The organism is Leisingera sp. G5_S3_59_S7 (genome assembly GCF_054968485.1).
Genome location: NZ_JBQKUH010000002.1, coordinates 144,596 through 163,221 on the forward strand (window position 1 = coordinate 144,596; position 18,626 = coordinate 163,221).

Here is an 18,626-nt window from a genome sequence, read left to right on the forward strand (position 1 = left end):
CGGTCCAGTTTCACCAAGCCTTAGGTCCTGGCGGGGCTTTGGCTTGTCATTGCTGCGGCTGGGGCCTAATGTCCGCGCCACCTCGGGGTGCGCGCGAGCGCTGAGATGACACCCGTTGAACCTGAACCGGATCACACCGGCGGAGGGAAGGTACTGGACAGCCTCCACCCTTGCCCAAAGCCGCAAAGGAGGATGGCATGAAACATCTTGCATTTGCAGCGGGACTGCTTGGCGCCTCGGCAGCCTTTGCCGAAACGCCCGAACTCACTGTTTATACTTATGACAGCTTTGTTTCCGACTGGGGCCCCGGCCCGGCAGTGGAGAAGGCCTTTGAAGAGGTCTGCGGCTGCGACCTGAAACTGGTAAGCGCAGGCGACGGTGCCGCGCTCCTGGCGCGGATCAAGCTGGAGGGCGCGCGTTCCGACGCCGACGTGGTGCTGGGTCTCGACACCAACCTGACCGCTGCGGCCAAGGAAACCGGCCTGTTTGCCGAGCATTCGGTCAGCGCCGACTATGCAATGCCGGTAGACTGGAACGACGCGACATTTGTGCCGTATGACTGGGGCTACTTCGCCTTTGTTCATAACGCCGATGCCGCAGCGCCTGCGGATTTCAAGGCGCTGGCGGCCAGCGACAAGAGGATCGTTATTCAGGACCCGCGGTCCTCGACCCCCGGGCTGGGTCTGCTCTTGTGGGTCAAGGCCGCCTATGGCGACGAGGCGCCGGAGATCTGGAAGGGCCTGTCCGACAATGTCGTGACCGTGACCAAGGGCTGGTCCGAGGCCTACGGCATGTTCCTGGAAGGCGAGGCCGACATGGTTCTCTCCTACACCACCTCGCCCGCCTACCATCTGATTGCGGAGGAAGACGGCTCCAAGGCGGCGGCAGCCTTTGATGAGGGTCACTACATGCAGGTGGAAGTTGCCGGTAAACTGGCGAACACCGACCAGCCGGAGCTGGCCGACCAGTTCCTGGCCTTCATGGTGTCCGATGCGTTCCAGTCGGTCATCCCGACCACCAACTGGATGTATCCGGCGGTCACCCCGGCAGCAGGCCTGCCGGAAGGCTTTGAGACCCTGATCGCACCGGGAAAATCCCTGCTGCTGAGCGAAGCTGAGGCAGCGGAAGTGCGCGATGCGGCGCTGGACGAATGGCTGGACGCGCTCAGCCAGTAAGCGCCTTTCCCGGGATCAGCGCGGCCCTGCTGGTGGCAGCGCTGATCCTTGGAACCCTTGGGGCTGTTGCGCTCAGGGCTGAGGCTGGCACCGGGTTTGGCGCCAGCGACTGGGCCGCGCTGCGGTTCACTCTGACCCAGGCAAGCCTGTCGGCCCTTCTGAGTGTTGGTCTTGCCGCCCCGGTCGCCCGCGCGCTGGCGCGGCGGCGGTTTCCGGGGCGGAGCCTGCTGATTGCGCTGTTAGGGGCGCCCTTCATTCTTCCGGTCATTGTCGCGATTCTTGGCCTGCTTTCGGTCTTTGGGCGGGCTGGCTGGCTGAGCAGCCTGCTGGGTCTGTTCGGGCTGGAGCCGGTGCAGATCTACGGGCTGCACGGGGTGGTGCTGGCGCATGTGTTCTTCAACCTGCCGCTGGCGACCCGGCTGATCCTGCAGGGCTGGCAGGAGATCCCCGCCGAACGCTTCCGTCTGACGGCGCAGCTGGATGCCGGGCCGCTGGCGATGTGGCGGCTGCTGGAAGGCCCAATGCTGCGGCGGGTGGTGCCGGGCGCGCTGGCGGTAGTGTTTGCCATCTGCCTGTCCAGCTTTGCGGTGGCGCTGACCTTGGGCGGTGGGCCAAGGGCCACCACCATTGAACTCGCTATTTATCAGGCATTCCGATTCGATTTCGACTTGGGCCGCGCGGCGCTTTTGTCGGGCCTGCAACTGCTGCTGACCGCCGCCGCCGCTTTGGTGGCGTTGCGCGTGTCGGCGGGCGAGGGCTTTGGCTCCGGTCTCGACCGCGCGGTGCGGCGCTGGGACGGGCAAGGGGCGCTGGCGCGCAGCGCTGATGCTTTCTGGATTGTCCTGTCCGCGGCGTTCCTGCTGCTGCCGCTGGCGGCAATTACGCTGGCAGGTCTGCCGGGGATGGCAGATCTGAAAAGCAGTGTCTGGCAGGCTGCCGGAACCTCCATACTGGTTGCGGCTCTCAGCACGGTGATCCTGCTGGGACTTGCCTTGCCGATGGCCGCTGCCGTGGCGGCAGGCCGCAACGGCATGACCGAGCTGTCGGGCATCTTGGGCCTTGCAGCCTCGCCCTTGGTGATCGGCACCGGGCTGTTCATTCTGATCTATCCCATCGCGGACCCTTTTGCGCTGGCGCTGCCGGTGACGGCGCTCGTCAATGCGGTGATGGCGCTGCCCTTTGCCATGCGCATCCTGGTGCCCCGTGCGCGGGAGGTGCTGGGGCGGTACGGCCGCCTGTCGCTGTCGCTGGACATGCAGGGATGGGCCTTTGTCCGGCGTGTCTACCTGCCGCGGATGCGGGCGCAGACCGGGTTTGCGGCCGGTCTGGCGGCGGCCCTGTCGATGGGCGACCTCGGCGTGGTGGCGCTGTTTGCCGATCCGGATTTCGCAACGCTGCCCTTGCAGATCTACCGGCTGATGGGGGCCTACCGGATGGAGGCAGCGGCCGGCGCGGCACTGCTGCTGCTGCTGCTGTCGATGGGCGTATTCTGGATTCTGGACCGCGGAGGGCGCTGGCATGCTGAGGCTTGAGAACTGCCGGATAATGAACGGCGATTACGCGGTGGAGGCGGATCTGGAGATCGCAGCCGGTGCCTGCGTCGCGGTGATTGGCCCCTCCGGCGCCGGGAAATCCACGCTGGTGGAGGCTGTGGCCGGTTTCCTGCCCGTCACCCGCGGGCGCATCGCGTGGAATGGTGCGGACCTCACCAGCCAGCCTCCGGGTAAACGGCCGGTGGCGATGCTGTTTCAGGACGGCAACCTGTTTCCGCATCTGACCGTGGCACAGAACGTGGGCTTGGGGCTGCATGCGAACCTGAGGCTGAGCGCGGCGGAGTGGAGCCGGGTTGATGCCGCGCTGGAGCGGGTTGGCCTGGGCGGCATGGGCGGGCGTAAGCCTGCGGCGCTGTCCGGCGGGCAGCAAAGCCGGGTGGCGCTGGCGCGCGTGCTGGTGCAGGGGCGTGATATCCTGCTGCTGGATGAGCCCTTTGCCGCGCTCGGACCTGCGCTGAAGGCAGAGATGCTGGATCTGGTGGCGGAGCTGGCCCGCGAAAGCGGCGCAACGGTGCTGATGGTCAGCCACGATCCGAATGATGCGCGTCGGATTGCGGATCAGGTGGTGCTGGTGGCGGAGGGCAAGGCGCATCCGCCGCAAGCCACGGCGGAGCTGCTGGACAACCCGCCGCCGGCCTTGAAGGCGTATTTGGGGTGAGCCATGGCCGGGCCGGTTGCGGCCCGGCAGGCGCTGGCCTGTGGTTTATGCGGCCAGAGCGGCCTCCCGTGTCTTGGTGATCATCAGCGCGGCATTGGCGGCTTCGCGGCCCTTCTGCACGAAATGTTCGCGGTAGATCGCGATGTGGTGATCGGTTTCCTGGAAGTGGTGCGGGGTCAGCGAGACCGACAGCACCGGCACCCCGGTATCCATCCCGGCGCGCATCAGCCCGTCGACCACGGCCTGAGCCACAAAATCATGCCGGTAGATGCCGCCATCCACCACAAAGGCGGCGCAGGCCACGGCGGCGTATTTCCCTGTTTTGGCCAACTCCTGTGCCAGCAATGGCATCTCAAAAGCGCCGGGCACATCGAACACGTCGACTTGCTCTGCCGGGATCAGCTGCAAAAAGCCCTCCAGCGCGCGGTCAACAATATCAGCATGCCATTGCGCCTTGATGAAGGCATAGCGGGTGTGTGTCATCTCGTAATCTCCTTTGGCTCTGACACGTCACCCAAGGCGATCACGAACGGCAGGCGCACGCAGGGCTGAAAAGCCCAAAGCGGTCCTGACGCACGTTCTCTTTCATCCGGACTGTGACCGTCGGCTCTGGAGTCGCACCAGATCTGCTGACACATCTATGCTTGTTCCACAATTTTCCCGAAAACCGGTTCCCACTTTTCGGATTGTGGACACAGACGCCGCTCGCGGGCTTACGGGACTGGCCCGCTTACCGCCGGTGGGGAATTCCGCCCCGCCCTGAGAACGCCGGGACTGTGGCAAGCGGCGGAGATTCCTGCAAGCGCGAATTGCGGTGCGGGGTCAGGTCTCGACCAAGTCGTAGTGCTTGATGGTGCGCGACTCGACCAGCTCAGCCTCGGCGGGGTCGATGTGCGGGCTGGTGTAATCCTCGCCTGCAAACGCCTTGAGTGAGGCCAGGTCCTTCCAGACCATGACAAAGCTGAATTCCCGCGGGGTCCCGGCGCGCGGCGCGCCGGGCAGGACAGAGACGATGCCGTCGGTGCCTTTCATCAGCGGGATCGCTGTTTCATGGAAGAACTTGCTGAACTCGGCTTCCTTGCCGGGGCGTGTGACGACTTGGAATATTCTCATGATCATTGGGGGTCTCCTGCCACTTGTTACACAGACCCAGTTTAACACAGTGCGGTGATTGGCCCTTCCCCTCAGGCGCGCTTGCATTAGGCTGCGGCCAAACAGCGGAGGATTTCCCATGAGGCTCACCTATTCCCAAGCATCCCCATTTGCCCGCAAGGTTCTGGTGCTTCTGCATGAAACCGGGCAATTGCAGGATGTCGAAATCCAGGATGTCACAACGACGCCCCTGAGCCCCAGTCCGGACGTGAAGGCCAGTAATCCGCTGGCCAAGATCCCGGCGCTGGAGCGCAATGACGGGCCGGCGCTGTATGATAGCCGGGTGATCTGCGCCTATCTGGATGAGCGCGCCGGCGGCAAACTGTACAACCGCGGCTGGGACAGCAAGGTGCTGGAGGCGACCGCAGACGGAATCATGGATGCGGCCGTGCTGATGTCCTACGAGAAACGCCTCCGCCCGGAGGAAAAACAGTGGGACGGCTGGCTGGATGCGCAGCAGGGCAAGGTGCTGGGCGGCTGTGCGGCACTCAATGCGCGCTGGATGAGCCATCTGCGGGGGCCGCTGGATATCGGCCAGATCGCGGTGGCTTGTGCTTTGGCCTATGTGAACTTCCGCCACCCGGACACAAACTGGCGCCAGGGCAACGAGGCGCTGGCGGAGTGGTTTGAGGAGTTCGAATCGCGCCCGTCGATGCAGGCGACAAAACCGTCGGCGGCGTGACCCCGGCCCCTTGAAACGGACAGGTGCCGCAACGATATGGGTGCGGCACTGTCGCCCAGGCGTGACAGAATTGCCGTCTGCGGCTTTCTGCGCGCCCATGACCGCTGGACGAACGGCTCTCTCCCCGCTAGACACGCGCCAGAGTCACTGCGAGCAATCGCGGTGCATGCGCATGTTTGCCCTAAACGGGCGCTGGAATTGGAGAAAACCTCGTGTCCCACGCAGAAGACCACGAAGGAACCCGGAGAGATTTCCTCTACTACGCCACTGCCGGCGCCGGGGCAGTGACCGCGGGTGCCGCAGTATGGCCCCTGGTCAACCAGATGAACCCCTCCGCCGACGTGAAAGCGCTGTCCTCGATCCTGGTCGATGTCAGCGGCGTGGAAGTTGGCACGCAGATCTCGGTCATGTTCTTGGGCAAGCCGGTGTTCATCCGCCGTCGTACTCAGGAAGAGATCGAAGCGGCCCGCGAAGTGGAGCTGACCGAGCTGATCGACCCGCGGTCGGAGAACGCCAACAAGCCGGGCACTGACGCGGCTGACGTGAACCGCACCCTGGACGAAACCGGCGAATGGCTGGTGATGATGGGTGTCTGCACCCACCTGGGCTGTGTGCCGCTGGGTGACGGCGCAGGCGAATTCAACGGCTGGTTCTGCCCCTGCCACGGTTCGCACTACGACACCGCCGGCCGTATCCGCAAAGGCCCGGCGCCTGAGAACCTGCACATTCCGCTGGCCGAGTTCACCGACGCCAACACCATCAAGCTGGGATAAGGAAACGCGCTCATGTCCGGTATTCCCCACGACCATTACGAGCCGAAGACAGGCGCAGAGAAGTGGCTGCACAGCCGCCTGCCCATCGTCGGCCTGATCTATGACACCATCATGATCCCCACCCCCAAGAACCTGAACTGGTGGTGGATCTGGGGCATCGTCCTGGCCTTCTGCCTGGCGCTGCAAATCGTCACCGGCATCGTTCTGGTGATGCACTACACCCCGCATGTCGACCTGGCCTTTGCATCCGTTGAGCATATCATGCGCAACGTGAACGGCGGCCATATGCTGCGCTACCTTCACATGAACGGCGCTTCGCTTTTCTTTGTTGCCGTCTACATCCACATCTTCCGCGGCCTGTACTATGGCTCCTACAAGGCGCCCCGCGAGATCACCTGGATTGTCGGCATGCTGATCTACCTGATGATGATGGGCACCGCCTTCATGGGCTACGTGCTGCCGTGGGGACAGATGTCCTTCTGGGGCGCCACCGTGATCACCGGCCTGTTCGGCGCGATCCCGTTCATCGGCGAGCCGATCCAGACCTGGCTCTTGGGCGGACCGGCGGTGGACAACGCCACCCTGAACCGCTTCTTCTCGCTGCACTATCTGCTGCCGTTCGTGATTGCGGCCCTGGTGATCGTGCACATCTGGGCTTTCCATACCACCGGCAACAACAACCCCACCGGTGTTGACGTGCGCAAAGGCTCCAAGGCCGAAGCCGAGAAAGACACCCTGCCGTTCTGGCCGTACTTCGTGATCAAGGACTTCCTGGGCCTTGCCGTGGTGCTGGTGATCTTCTGGGCGATCGTCGGCTTCATGCCGAACTACCTGGGCCACCCGGACAACTACATCGAGGCCAACCCGCTGGTGACGCCCGCGCACATCGTTCCGGAATGGTACTTCCTGCCGTTCTACGCGATCCTGCGTGCCTTCACCTCCGAGGTCTGGGTTGTGCAGTTTGCCTCCTTCATCACCGGCGGCATCGTGGATGCGAAGTTCTTTGGCGTGATCGCCATGTTCGGCGCGATCCTGGCCATGGCCCTGGCGCCCTGGCTGGACACCTCGCGCGTCCGTTCGGGCCGCTACCGCCCGATGTTCAAGTGGTGGTTCGCGCTGCTGGTGATCGACTTCTTTGCCCTGATGTGGCTGGGCGCGATGCCGGCGGAAGAACCCTATGCATCGTTCTCGCTGATCGCATCGGCCTATTGGTTCGGTTACTTCTTCGTGATCCTGCCGCTGCTGGGCGTGATCGAGAAGCCGCTGCCGCAACCGGCGACCATCGAAGAAGATTTCGAGGCCCACTACGGCAAGAAGTCTTCCGCTGAAGCCACTCCTGCCGAGTAAGAAGAAGGAACACCTAGCAATGTTCAAGAAACTGGCAACCGGTGCCGCCTTCGCTCTGGCCCTGATCCCTGCTGCGTCTTTCGCAGCAGGCGGCGGCGAGCAGCACATCACCGACTACGACTTCTCGTTCGAGGGGCCGTTCGGCACCTATGACCGCAACCAGCTGCAGCGCGGCCTGCAGATCTACACCGAAGTCTGCGCAGCCTGCCACGGGCTGAAGCTGGTGCCGATCCGCACCCTGTCGGACGAGGGCGGCCCGCAGATGCCGGAGGACCAGGTGCGGGCCTACGCAGCTGACAACTTCAGCGTCTACGATCCGGAACTGGATGAGGACCGCCCGGCCAAGCCGGTCGACAACTTCCCGGAAAACAACAACGCCGGCGCCCCCGATCTCAGCATGATGGCCAAGGCGCGTGCGGGTTTCCACGGCCCCTATGGCCTGGGTATCAACCAGCTGTTCAAGGGTATGGGCGGTGCCGAATACATCGCCTCGCTGCTGGCTGGATACACCGGTGAGGAAAAGGAAGAGGCTGGCACCATCTTCTATGAGAACACCGCCTTCCCGGGCGGCTGGATCTCGATGGCGCCGCCGCTGTCCGATGAGCAGGTGGAGTTCGCTGACGGCCACGCCAACGATGTGGAAGCCATGTCGCAGGACGTCGCGGCCTTCCTGATGTGGACCGCCGAGCCCAAGATGATGGCGCGCAAGCAGGCCGGCTTTGTCGGCGTGCTGTTCCTGACCGTTCTGTCGGTGCTGCTGTATCTGACCAACAAAAAGCTGTGGGCGCCGGTCAAGGGCAAAGAGTGACCCCTGGCTGGCTGACAGTATAAATTTTGGAATCCCCCGCAAGTAGCGCTTGCGGGGGTTTTTCGTTGCAGGCGAACGTTGCCCGCCGGTCTATGCCAGCGGGCTGACGGTCAGATGCGGGCGCCCGTTGGAGGTCTTTTGCGGTGAGCGGTCGCCGGCATCTATGACCGCGGACACCCGGTGGCGCCACGACGAGAAGCTGTCGAATTGGACCACATCCACGGGGGCGTCGAACTGCAGCGTGATCCGCCGGTGGCCGCTGCTGCCGCAGGTGGCAAGCCCGTGGACATACCCCGTAAACGGCTGTCCCAGGTAGCGGCCTTCGACACGCATGCCGACTTGCAGTTCCGGCGCGTTGGAAGCGCGGGAAGAGAGGGTGTTCCAGTCGCGGAAACCGTAATACTGGGCGATCCGTTCCAGGGCGGTGCTGTGGCTGATGGGCTGGCCCTGGGCCACGGAATGCTTGCGCAGCAGGCGTGCTTCGGCCTTGAGCTGCGGTACAGTTGGCAGGGCAGAGGAAGTCTGCATGGATTGACCTTTCGCAAAAGGGTGCAAATGCCGTAGCAGACAGGGCTCGCGTTGCTGTCCGGGCGTGCACCCAGGCGTCAGGATAAGCCTTGTCCGGATTTCACCATGGCCAGAGGCCGCGAGCGGCAGGTATCCGGGACCTTGCTGTGAGATTTAGCGGGAAAGGCGGAGGAAAGCAAACCCCTAGGCTCAAGCCACCAGCTGGCCGTTTGCCACTCCGGCGATTGCAGTGGTGACGATCCGGCCTTCTTCCTGCGGTGTTGCAAAAGCCACCTCTGTGAACTGCTCGGTGCGGCCCATATGCGGGTTTTCCATAAGGACGCGGTGGGTCTTGCCTATCTGCGCTGCCAGGTGGCGTTCCACTTGAGCATCGCCGGCCGCGCGCAGCCGGGCGGCGCGCTCCTTGATCACGTTGCCGTTGACCTGGTTCGGGATTTTCGCAGCCGGGGTGCCCTCACGCTTGGAATAGGGGAACACGTGCAGCCAGGTCAGGCCGCAGTCGGTGACCAGTTTCAGCGAGTTCTCGAAATGGGCGTCAGTCTCGGTCGGAAAGCCAGCAATAATGTCGGCGCCGAAGGTCATCTCCGGACGCAGGCGCCGGGCTTCCTCGCAAAAGGCGATGGCATCGTCGCGCAAATGGCGCCGGGCCATGCGCTTGAGGATCAGGTCGTCCCCGTGCTGCAGCGACAGGTGCAGATGCGGCATCAGCCGCGGCTCAGTGGCGATCGCCTGCATCAGGTTCTCGTCCGCTTCGATCGAATCGATGGAGGAGATGCGCAGCCGCGGCAGGTCCGGCACCAGCTTGAGGATCCGCATCACTAGGTCGCCCAGACGGGGCTGCGCGGGCAGGTCGGCGCCCCAAGAGGTGAGATCCACACCGGTCAGGACCACCTCGTTATAGCCCCTGTCCACCAGCCGCTTGATCTGGTCGATCACCACACCGGCAGGGACGGAGCGGGAGTTGCCACGGCCGTATGGGATGATGCAGAAGGTGCAGCGGTGATCGCAGCCGTTCTGGACCTGCACATAAGCGCGCGACCGGGTGCCGAAGCCATCAATCAGATGGCCCGCCGTCTCGGTCACCGACATGATGTCGTCGACCTGGACCTTTTCCGTGTTGCCGATAAAATCCGGCCCCTTGGCGATCTGCTGCCAGGTTTCCGGTTGCATCTTCTCAGTATTGCCGATGACTCGGGTGACCTCTTCCATGGCGGCGAAGGTCTCCGGCTCTGTCTGGGCGGCGCAGCCTGTCACGATAATCGGCGCCTCCGGGTTTTCCCTTCGCAGCTTGCGGATTTCCTGCCGTGCCTTGCGCACGGCCTCAGCGGTCACCGCGCAGGTGTTCACCACGACGGCGTTTTCCAGCCCTGCCTGCTGGCTCAGCTCCTTCATCGCCTCTGTCTCATAGGCGTTGAGACGGCAGCCAAGGGTGGTGAACTTGGGCACGCTCATACCAGCGACTCCAGGAATTCGCGGGTGAAGGTGCCGTCGAACACATGCATGGTCGGGCCGGTCATCCAGACGCCGTCCTCGGCCCAGTCAATCCACAGGGTGCCGCCGTCGAGGTCGATCTGCACCTTGCGGCCAGTCAGCCCGCGGCGGGCGGCGGCAACAGCGGTGGCGCAGGAGGAAGAGCCCGAGGCCAGCGTCACGCCCACACCGCGCTCCCACACGCGCATGCGGATGCGGTCGGGGCCGGTCACCTGGGCGACCTGCACATTGGTGCGCTGCGGGTAAAGCGGGTGGTGCTCATAGCGGGGGCCGAATTCCTCCAGCGGAATCACCTCTGCGTCTTCGACGAAAAAGGTGCAATGCGGGTTGCCCATGCCGGTGGCGGTTGGGCCGCCCTCGATGGGCAGTTCCAGCGTGTCGGCTTCCTCGGCAAGCGGAATGTCCCGCCAGTCCAGCTGCGGCGCGCCCATGTTGACGGAGGTGAGCCCGTTGCCGGCATCGCGGGCATAGAGGTCGCCGCGGTCCGTGGTCAGGTGCAGCTCTGGTTTGCCGCTTTCCAGGATCAAATGGCGGGCGATGCAGCGGGTGGCATTGCCGCAGGCGCCGGAGGTGGAGCCATCGGCATTGTAGAAGGTCAAATGCGCATCCCCCGGACCGTTCGAAATAACGGTCAGCTGGTCGAACCCGACACCGAACTGGCGGTGGGCGATTCCCTTGGCCATTGCTGGGGTAATGGCAATGTCACTCGCGCGCGCGTCGACAACGACAAAGTCGTTGCCCAGCCCGTGCATCTTGATGAAGGGGAGTGCGGTATCTGCGGAGGTGCTCATGGCGGGCATATAGACCCCGCGCAAAGATGAATCCAGCCTCCGGTGAGAAAAGTTGAAAAAAGGGGTTGACCGTCCGCGCTACTCCCCCTAGATACGCCGCCTATCGGGACAGCAAGACACACGCTGCCAAGCAGTTCCGAAGCGAAATAAGTGCTTGAACCTTCTGGGAAAAACACTTAGACCGCGACGAAGAAGTGGGCCGTTAGCTCAGTTGGTAGAGCAACTGACTTTTAATCAGTGGGTCGCAGGTTCGAATCCTGCACGGCTCACCACTTCCTCCAAAAATACCGCTGAAACAATTAAGATGTTGATCCCCTTTGGGGATTCTCGCGACCGTTGTGGTGAGCGGTTGGGCGTGTTCTGGCTCCGGGGCCAGTTTCGGTAATCCTGCGTTGAATACAGCCATGTCCTTCCTTCTTTGGGGACCGGCCTGCTGTAAGGTTCCTGGGCATCATGTGGAGACGCAGTACGTGCGCCGCTGAGGGACGCATGGATAAGGTATTTCAATCCATTAGAAGAAGAATGCAGGCTTTACAGGCCTGTTGTTTGGAGGTCTGACTAGGTGGACGTCCATTCTAAAAGGATTCTCAGATGGGTGAGGTTCTGTTTGCACTGCCGGAAACACCGGTGATTCCGGTTGCCGGGGAGGCCGCGGGTTATCCTGTTGGGCGGGTGTTTTGCGTCGGGCGCAACTATGCGGCCCATGCTGCTGAGATGGGCAACGAAGTGGACCGGGAGACCCCGTTTTATTTCACCAAGGCGGCGGCCAATGCGGTGCTGTCAGGTGCGGAGGTGCCCTATCCGCCGGGCACGGAGAACTTCCATTATGAGATGGAACTGGCCGTGGCCATCGGGGCGCCGGTGTTCCGGGCGTCACCGGAGGAAGCCCGGGAGGCTGTCTTTGGTTACGGCTGTGCGCTGGACATGACCCGGCGTGATCTGCAGATCCGCGAACGGCAGAAACAGCGGCCCTGGGATTTGGGCAAGGATCTGGAGAACGGCACGGTCCTGGCGCCGCTGGCGCGGGCGGCGGACTGGGGCGGCCCGGAAAAGCAGCGGATCTGGCTGGAGGTGAACGGGGAGACCCGGCAGGATGCTACCCTGTATGACATGATCTGGTCTGTGGAGGAGATCATCTGCCACCTGTCAGGGTTTTACCACTTGCGGCCCGGGGACCTGATTCTGACCGGAACGCCGGCCGGGGTCGGACCGGTGCAGAGCGGCGGCCGGATGCGCGGCGGGATTGACGGGCTGGCGCCGGTGGAGCTGTCCTTGACTGCAGCCGAATGACGCAAGGCGGGGGAGCGGTTGATTGTTGTTGCCTTACGCCGGGTTCAATATGTATCAATTTGAATGTGATTGTGGGGGCTTCGTAACATATCAGACTGCAAATCCGCCTGGGGCAGCGGTCATCAGACGGATTTCATGAGTGGAAAATGCATAATCTGCTGTTGATGGTTACAAACGCACCTAATAGCAGGGGTGCAGCCGGTTCGTTAAACGAACCTTTAACGGGGCTCTGACGGCAGAAACGGAAAGATAATCGCTGGATTCCGCAGCAAAGTTGCAAAGGCGGGCATCCAGAAAGGGATGAGGTCAAAGGGAGGACGATATGACCACTCGGAGAAAGCTACTGGGCGCCGTCGGCGCGGCAGCTGTCGCAGCATTCTGCGCGGCACCGGCATTTGCGCAGGAGGTGACGCTGAAGCTTCACCAATTCCTGCCGGCGCAAGCGAACGTGCCGAAACTGATTTTGGACGTCTGGGCGGACAACGTCGAGGAATCCTCGGGCGGGCGCATCAAAGTCGATCGCTTCCCGTCTATGCAGCTGGGCGGCAAGCCGCCGGAACTGATGGACCAGGCCATCGACGGCGTTGCGGATATCGTCTGGACCGTGGTGGGTTACACCCCGGGCCGCTACCCCTCGACCGAGGTGTTTGAGCTGCCGTTCATGATGACCAATGCACGCGCCGTGTCGCATGCCTATTGGGAAATGTTCGACAAGCACATGAAGGACACCGAGTTCAAGGATGTGAAGATCCTGGGCACCTGGGTGCATGGGCCGGGCATGATCCACACCGCCGATCCGGTGGAAACGCCGGAAGATCTGGAAGGCATGAAGATCCGCGGCGGCGGCCGTTCGGTCAACGCGCTGCTGACCGAGCTGGGCGCGACTCCGGTCGGGATGCCGGTTCCGGCGATTCCGGAAGGCCTGTCCAAGGGTGTGATCGACGGCACCACCATTCCGTGGGAAGTGACCGCGGCGCTGAAGGTTCCGGAACTGGTGGAAAACCACACCGAGTTCACCGGCAAGGCGCTTTATACCCTCACCTTTGTTCTGGCGATGAACAAAGAGAAGTATGAGAGCCTGCCGGATGACCTGAAAAAGGCCATCGACGACAACTCCGGCCTGGAGTTCTCAGTCTTTGCCGGCGGCACCCAGGCGGACTCTGACGGCCCCTCGCGCGAGATGGCGCTTGATCTGGGCAACAACGTCATCACCCTGGATGAAGAGCAGACCGCAATCTGGCGCGAGCGCGCGCAGCCGATCTATGACCAGTGGATTGCTGACATGAAGGAAAAGGGCATTGATGGCGCCGCCCTGATCGAAGAAGCCAGCGCGCTGATCGAGAAATACACGCCGCAGTACCAGTAAAGCGGTTTGATTGATAAAGGTGAAGGGCCGCGCGGCATTGGCACTGCGGCCCTTTGCATACCGGAACAAGGCAACTGAACCATGCACAAGCTCATGATGCGGCTGGCCAAATCAATGGCCTACCTGGGCGGTGCGGTCCTCACTCTTCTGATCATTCTGACATGTGTTTCGATCGCTGGGCGCCTGCTCAACGGTTTCTTCCATGGCGATTTGATGGAGCGGATTGCGCCGGGGTTTTCAAAATGGATGACGGGCTGGGTCGGGCCGGTCAACGGCGACTTTGAACTGGTCGAGGCAGGGGTGGCCTTTGCCATCTTTGCCTTCCTGCCATTGTGCCAGATCACCGCGGGCCATGCCTCGGTCGATGTGGTGGCCAATGCGTTTCCGCGCAGCGTGAAACGGTTTCTGCGAATGGTTACCGAAGTTGTTTTTGCCGCGGTGCTGGTTTTGATCGCCTGGCGGCTGGGGGCAGGGCTTGCAGGTAAGTACTCCAATGGCGAGACCTCCTTCCTGCTCGAGTTTCCCATCTGGTGGGCCTACGCCATCAGCATGGTGGCGGCGGTCGTGGCGGCCATCGTGGGCATCTACATGGGTGCAATCCGCACCATCGAATTTTTTACCGGCCGGATCCTGATCTGGGACGGCGTGGAGGGTGAACAGTGACGGCTCTTGAAATTGGCATCGCCTCCTTCCCGGTTCTGATGCTGCTGATCTTTCTGCGGGTTCCGATTGGGCTTTCGATGTTTCTGGTCGGCCTTGGCGGGCTGATCTGGGTGACGGATGGCACGCAGGTCGCGTTCGGGCGGCTGAAAAGCGAGACCTACACCACCTTCTCCTCCTATTCGCTGACCATCGTGCCGATGTTCCTGCTGATGGGGCATTTTGCGACGCTGGGCGGCATGTCCACCGCGCTGTTCAAGGCGGCCGAAGGGTTCCTGGGCCACCGCAAGGGCGGAGTTGCGATGGCGGCCATTGGCGCCTGCGCCGGTTTTGGCGCGATCTGCGGCTCTTCCTTGGCGACGGCGGCTACCATGGGCCGGGTCGCGCTGCCGGAGTTGAAGCAATACGGCTATGCCGGCGGGTTCTCGACCGCGACACTGGCGGCAGGCGGCACGCTGGGCATCCTGATCCCGCCCTCGGTGGTGCTGGTGATCTATGCCATTTTGACCGAGCAGAATATCGCCAAGCTGTTTCTGTCGGCCTTCATTCCCGGCCTGCTGGCGGCACTGGGCTATGTGATTGCGATTTCCATCTATGTGCGCCTGTTCCCGGAAAGCGCGGGCACCCGCCCGCCGGTTCCGATGCGCGACCGTTTTGCAGCGCTTTTAAATGTTTGGCCTGTGCTGCTGGTGTTTGGTCTGGTTGTCGGCGGCATTTACCTGGGCTGGTTTACCCCGACCGAGGGCGCGGCCGTCGGGGCGTTTGGCACTGGCTTCATTGCCTGGACCAATGGCGGGCTGAACCGTGAAACACTGGCGGACAGCTTCTTGGTAACGGCGCGGTCCACTGCGATGATCTTCTTCATTGTGCTGGGCGCGGGCTTTTACAACGGCTTTCTGGCGTTGACCAAGGTGCCGCAGGAGCTGGCCGATTTCGTCGTGAGCCAGGGTTTGAGCCCGTGGATGGTCCTGGCGTTGATCCTCGCCTTCTATCTGGTGTTCGGCTGCCTGATGGATTCGCTGTCGATGATCCTGCTGACCATCCCGATCTTCTTCCCGGTAATCTCTGCCATGGACTTTGGCCTGTTGTCGCTGCCCGCGATGCAGGCGGATGCGGCAATGGAGGTGCTGAAGGCCGGGATCCCTGAGGGGATGGGGGCAGAGATGCTTGCCTCGATACAGGATGCCATTGCCACAGGTGCCGAACTGACCCGTGAGCAGATGAAGGAACTGGGCATCCGGGTGACCGAAGGCCGTGTGAACCGGATCGAGGCGGAATATGTCGCTATCTGGTTCGGCGTGCTGGTGCTGATCGTGGTTGAGGTTGGCCTGATCACCCCTCCGGTCGGCATGAACCTGTTCATCATCAATGCGATGGACCGCAAGACCCGGATGATCGACACCTACAAGGCCGTCATGTTCTTTGTGGCTTCTGACCTGATCCGGGTGGTCATCCTGGTGGCCTTCCCGATCATCACGCTGCTGCCGCTGATGCTGATGCAGTGATGCGTCGCCCTCTCCCGCCTCGCGCGGGGGAGGGCTTGCTGCCGGATGTGATCCTGTGCCGCGAACGCTCCGGTTCGTGACGCAGCGGTACTGACGGCCCGTGCCGTTTGATACCGCGGACTCGCGCCGGTAGGATCCAAATGAGGAATTACGCGGGGCGGCAGGAAATGGCAGGGCAAGACACATTCACTCATGAAATCCGCGTGGGCTGGGGCGATTGCGACCCGGCGCGGATTGCCTATACCGGGCGGCTGCCCGCCTTTGCCTTGGAAGCGATCGACGCCTGGTGGGAGCATCACCTGGACGGTGACGGCTGGTATCAGATGGAACTGGACCGGGGCACTGGAACGCCATTTGTGCATATGAGCATCGACTTCCGGTCCCCTGTGACGCCGCGGCACCGTCTGATGTGCGAGGTCTGGCCGGCTGCCTTGGGCAGCAAGTCGGTAACCTTCCGGGTCAATGCGCGGCAGGACGGGGTGCTGTGCTTTGAAGGCAAATTCGTCTGCGTCTTCATCGCCCCTGAGACATTCACGGCCAAAGCCGCACCCGAGGACTACCGGGAGGTGATCGAAGCGCAGCTGCGGCCGGAGTAAGGCCAGTCAGCGCAGCCAGCCATCAGAGAACGCCACTGCGCTGACACCTGCAAACCGCGCCACGCGGTCCAGCTCCGCCTCCAGCCGCCTGATGCGGGCCGTACCCCATTTCACACCCTTCTCCGGCCAGACGGCGGTCACACGCAGGCAGTCTGCGTCGCGGTCCGCTTTCATGTCGATGCGGCCCGCAAGGCGTTCGCCCTCCAGCAGCGGGAAGACATAGTAGCCGTATTGCCGTTTGGGAGCGGGGGTGAAGACCTCGATCCGGTAGTGGAACCCGAACAGCCGCTCGGCCCGCTTGCGGTCGCGCAGGGCCGGATCAAAGGGGCTGAGCACGCGCATCCGGCCCGGCGCCGGCCCCAGCTCCGCAGATTCCTCCACCGTGCCAGGTCGGGTGAACACCTTGCGCAACCTGCCATCCGCCTGCGCGACTTCGATCTCCTCCAGCTCACCACGGCGCAGCTGCTCCGCGCACCAGGCCTTGGCTTCCGCCGGGGAGGCAGTGTCCCAAAAGGCGGCGAGCTCTCCCGATGTGGCAAAGCCCAGCCGGTCCAATGCAGCGGAGCAGAGCCAGTTGACTGTTGCCGCTTCATCGCAGCGGGCTCCGGGGCGCAGAGACTCCTCGATCACGCGCTCCGTCAGGTCATAGCGTTTCTGAAACCCGTCGCGCCCCACAACTGTCAGCGCGCCGGAGCGCCAGAGGTATTCCAGCGCGGTTTTGGACGGGTGCCAGTCCCACCAGCCGCCAGAGCCCTTTTTCTCGTCCTTGCCGAGGTCGGAAGAACTGACCGGCCCGTAGTCGCGGACGTGGTTCAGCACGGTTTCAAACTGCGCCTCAAACCCGTCGCGCCGCCAATTGCGCCAGCGTTTGCGCAAGAGCTCAGTGTCGCGCTGAAACCTCAGATGCCAGTGCGGGTAAAACGCCATCGGGATCATCGCGGCGTCATGGGTCCAATGCTCAAACAACCCGCGGTCCTGTTCGTATAGCCGTTTGAGGTTCATTGACCTGTAGCCCGGCCGACGTGAATAAAGGATCACGTCATGGGCGCGCGCCACTGTATTGATGCTGTCGAGCTGCACGAAACCAAGCCGCTGAATCAGCTCCAGCAGATCCGAACCTTTTGCCGGGCCAGCGGGTTGCTCCAGCAGCGCGTGGCGGTCCAGGAACAGCCGCCGCGCGCTGTGGTTGCTGAGCCGCTGAAGCGCCATCAGCGCCGTTTCAGCGTATCGCCATAAGAAATGGTCGGGGTCAGCGTGACGTGGGATTCAATCTCTGCGTCCGGGTCTTCCAACTGTGCGGCGATAATCTCAGCCGCTTTGCGCCCGATTTCCAATCGGCAGGCATCCATGGTGGCCAGCTTGCGCGGCAGGCCCTGCAACAGCTCCACGCCGTTGAAACCGGCGAGGCCGATCTGGCCCGGCACGTCGATGCCTTGATCCAGCAAGTACAGCAAGCCGCCTGCACCGATCATGTCGTTGGAGTAATAGAGAAAATCCAGTTCCGGCGAGCGCTCCAGCATGGCCTGGGTCATCTCGCGCCCCTTGGCCAAGGCCGAGCCGCCGGAATAAAACTCGCGGTCTTCGATCTCCACGCCCTCTTTCGCCAACGCTTCGGTAAAGCCTTCAAACCGCTTCCGCGCGCGGTGGTCGAGCGGCATCTTGGTGCCCATGAAGCCGATATGGCGGTAGCCTGCCTTGAGGATCGCCTTGGCCATTTCGCGGCCGGCACGACGGTGGGAGATGCCGACCATCGCGTCCACTGGTTTGCCATCAGTGTCCATGATCTCAACAACTGGGATGCCGGCGCTGTTCAGCATGGCACGGGCGGCTTCGGTATGTTCAAGCCCCGCGATGATCACGCCGGAGGGGCGCCACGAGAGCATCTCGTACAGCACCTTTTCCTCCTTTTCCGGCTGATAGTCTGTGACGCCGACAACCGGCTGCAGCTCGGTATTTTCCAGCACCTTGTTGACGCCAGTCAGCACCTCGGGGAACACCATGTTGGACAGCGACGGGATGATCACCGCAACCAGGTTCACCCGGTTCGAGGCCAGCGCACCCGCGATTTTGTTGGGCACATAGCCCAGTTCCTTGGCGGCGCTCAGCACTTTGGTGCGCGTCTTCTCCGACACATCCCCGCGGTTGCGCAGCACGCGGCTCACAGTCATTTCGGAAACACCGGTCGCCTCTGATACATCGCGAAGGGTGAGCGGGCGCTTGCTGTCCGTTGTCACGTTATTGAGCCTCTTAT

General features: G+C 62.7%; 19 protein-coding genes, 1 tRNA gene and 2 riboswitches. Of the genes, 13 read left to right on the forward strand and 7 right to left on the reverse strand.

From position 1 onward, the window contains the following. Window positions 1–73: 73 nt before the first annotated feature. Window positions 74–165: riboswitch (TPP riboswitch) on the forward strand. Window positions 166–197: 32 nt separating this feature from the next. The 3 genes from thiB to ACTRWG_RS02000 are packed head-to-tail and all read left to right on the forward strand — an operon-like array spanning window position 198 to window position 3,386. Continuing rightward, window positions 198–1,175, forward strand: coding sequence for a thiamine ABC transporter substrate binding subunit (gene thiB / locus ACTRWG_RS01990; RefSeq protein ID WP_027235839.1), 978 nt, complete (start codon window positions 198–200; stop codon window positions 1,173–1,175). Further along, entirely contained in the window at window positions 1,151–2,707 is a 1,557-nt protein-coding gene (locus ACTRWG_RS01995; RefSeq protein WP_027235838.1) for a thiamine/thiamine pyrophosphate ABC transporter permease ThiP, read from the forward strand. Before thiB ends, ACTRWG_RS01995 begins: the two co-directional genes overlap by 25 nt. Then, the gene (locus tag ACTRWG_RS02000; RefSeq protein ID WP_027235837.1) at window positions 2,694–3,386 is read left to right on the forward strand and encodes a thiamine ABC transporter ATP-binding protein; all 693 of its coding nucleotides are present in this window, start codon (window positions 2,694–2,696) and stop codon (window positions 3,384–3,386) included. The genes ACTRWG_RS01995 and ACTRWG_RS02000 overlap by 14 nt, the downstream gene beginning before the upstream one ends. A gap of 45 nt (window positions 3,387–3,431) precedes the next feature. Here the strand turns inward: ACTRWG_RS02000 and ACTRWG_RS02005 are convergent, their stop codons facing one another. After that, window positions 3,432–3,869, reverse strand: a complete 438-nt coding sequence (locus ACTRWG_RS02005) for a 6,7-dimethyl-8-ribityllumazine synthase (RefSeq protein ID WP_027235836.1) — start codon at window positions 3,867–3,869, stop codon at window positions 3,432–3,434. 90 nt (window positions 3,870–3,959) lie between these two features. Beyond that, a riboswitch (FMN riboswitch) is annotated at window positions 3,960–4,157 on the reverse strand. A gap of 51 nt (window positions 4,158–4,208) precedes the next feature. Then, window positions 4,209–4,505, reverse strand: a complete 297-nt coding sequence (locus ACTRWG_RS02010) for an antibiotic biosynthesis monooxygenase family protein (protein WP_027235835.1) — start codon at window positions 4,503–4,505, stop codon at window positions 4,209–4,211. Between the two features lie 112 nt (window positions 4,506–4,617). Between ACTRWG_RS02010 and ACTRWG_RS02015 the strand changes: the two genes are divergently transcribed. From ACTRWG_RS02015 to ACTRWG_RS02030, 4 genes are all read left to right on the forward strand, one after another. Next, a complete protein-coding gene (locus ACTRWG_RS02015; RefSeq protein ID WP_027235834.1) occupies window positions 4,618–5,220 on the forward strand; it encodes a glutathione S-transferase in 603 nt (200 codons plus the stop codon). A 212-nt stretch (window positions 5,221–5,432) separates the two neighbouring features. After that, entirely contained in the window at window positions 5,433–5,993 is a 561-nt protein-coding gene (gene petA, locus ACTRWG_RS02020) for a ubiquinol-cytochrome c reductase iron-sulfur subunit (protein ID WP_027235833.1), read from the forward strand. Window positions 5,994–6,005: 12 nt separating this feature from the next. Continuing rightward, on the forward strand, window positions 6,006–7,340 hold the full coding sequence (petB, locus tag ACTRWG_RS02025) for a cytochrome b (RefSeq protein WP_027235832.1): 1,335 nt from the start codon (window positions 6,006–6,008) through the stop codon (window positions 7,338–7,340). A 19-nt stretch (window positions 7,341–7,359) separates the two neighbouring features. After that, window positions 7,360–8,148 carry a cytochrome c1 gene (locus ACTRWG_RS02030; protein WP_027235831.1) on the forward strand — a complete coding sequence of 263 codons (789 nt, stop codon included), beginning with the start codon at window positions 7,360–7,362 and terminating at the stop codon, window positions 8,146–8,148. Window positions 8,149–8,238: 90 nt separating this feature from the next. Here ACTRWG_RS02030 and ACTRWG_RS02035 read toward each other — a convergent pair whose 3' ends face one another. The 3 genes from ACTRWG_RS02035 to dapF form a co-directional block, all read right to left on the reverse strand. Further along, window positions 8,239–8,676 (reverse strand): glyoxalase superfamily protein, encoded by a 438-nt coding sequence (locus ACTRWG_RS02035; RefSeq protein ID WP_462828880.1) that lies wholly within the window; start codon window positions 8,674–8,676, stop codon window positions 8,239–8,241. A gap of 189 nt (window positions 8,677–8,865) precedes the next feature. Beyond that, window positions 8,866–10,128 carry a tRNA (N(6)-L-threonylcarbamoyladenosine(37)-C(2))-methylthiotransferase MtaB gene (gene mtaB, locus ACTRWG_RS02040; RefSeq protein WP_462828881.1) on the reverse strand — a complete coding sequence of 421 codons (1,263 nt, stop codon included), beginning with the start codon at window positions 10,126–10,128 and terminating at the stop codon, window positions 8,866–8,868. Then, complete coding sequence (dapF, locus tag ACTRWG_RS02045) at window positions 10,125–10,967, reverse strand: diaminopimelate epimerase (RefSeq protein WP_462828883.1); 843 nt, start codon at window positions 10,965–10,967, stop codon at window positions 10,125–10,127. Before dapF ends, mtaB begins: the two co-directional genes overlap by 4 nt. Window positions 10,968–11,154: 187 nt before the next feature. Between dapF and ACTRWG_RS02050 the strand changes: the two genes are divergently transcribed. The 6 genes from ACTRWG_RS02050 (at window position 11,155) to ACTRWG_RS02075 (ending at window position 16,375) form a co-directional block, all read left to right on the forward strand. Then, a tRNA-Lys gene (locus ACTRWG_RS02050) sits at window positions 11,155–11,230 on the forward strand. Between the two features lie 319 nt (window positions 11,231–11,549). Continuing rightward, window positions 11,550–12,248, forward strand: a complete 699-nt coding sequence (locus tag ACTRWG_RS02055) for a fumarylacetoacetate hydrolase family protein (RefSeq protein WP_462828884.1) — start codon at window positions 11,550–11,552, stop codon at window positions 12,246–12,248. A 322-nt stretch (window positions 12,249–12,570) separates the two neighbouring features. Continuing rightward, window positions 12,571–13,614, forward strand: coding sequence for a TRAP transporter substrate-binding protein (locus tag ACTRWG_RS02060; protein WP_027235826.1), 1,044 nt, complete (start codon window positions 12,571–12,573; stop codon window positions 13,612–13,614). 81 nt (window positions 13,615–13,695) lie between these two features. Beyond that, the gene (locus ACTRWG_RS02065) at window positions 13,696–14,277 is read left to right on the forward strand and encodes a TRAP transporter small permease (RefSeq protein ID WP_027235825.1); all 582 of its coding nucleotides are present in this window, start codon (window positions 13,696–13,698) and stop codon (window positions 14,275–14,277) included. Further along, window positions 14,274–15,779: a TRAP transporter large permease gene (locus tag ACTRWG_RS02070; RefSeq protein WP_027235824.1), complete on the forward strand. Its 1,506-nt coding sequence runs from the start codon at window positions 14,274–14,276 to the stop codon at window positions 15,777–15,779. Before ACTRWG_RS02065 ends, ACTRWG_RS02070 begins: the two co-directional genes overlap by 4 nt. A gap of 167 nt (window positions 15,780–15,946) precedes the next feature. Beyond that, window positions 15,947–16,375 (forward strand): acyl-CoA thioesterase, encoded by a 429-nt coding sequence (locus ACTRWG_RS02075; protein ID WP_027235823.1) that lies wholly within the window; start codon window positions 15,947–15,949, stop codon window positions 16,373–16,375. Between the two features lie 6 nt (window positions 16,376–16,381). Here the strand turns inward: ACTRWG_RS02075 and ACTRWG_RS02080 are convergent, their stop codons facing one another. Beyond that, window positions 16,382–17,584 carry a winged helix-turn-helix domain-containing protein gene (locus tag ACTRWG_RS02080; RefSeq protein WP_027235822.1) on the reverse strand — a complete coding sequence of 401 codons (1,203 nt, stop codon included), beginning with the start codon at window positions 17,582–17,584 and terminating at the stop codon, window positions 16,382–16,384. Continuing rightward, on the reverse strand, window positions 17,584–18,609 hold the full coding sequence (locus ACTRWG_RS02085) for a LacI family DNA-binding transcriptional regulator (RefSeq protein WP_027235821.1): 1,026 nt from the start codon (window positions 18,607–18,609) through the stop codon (window positions 17,584–17,586). Before ACTRWG_RS02085 ends, ACTRWG_RS02080 begins: the two co-directional genes overlap by 1 nt. Window positions 18,610–18,626 lie beyond the last annotated feature (17 nt).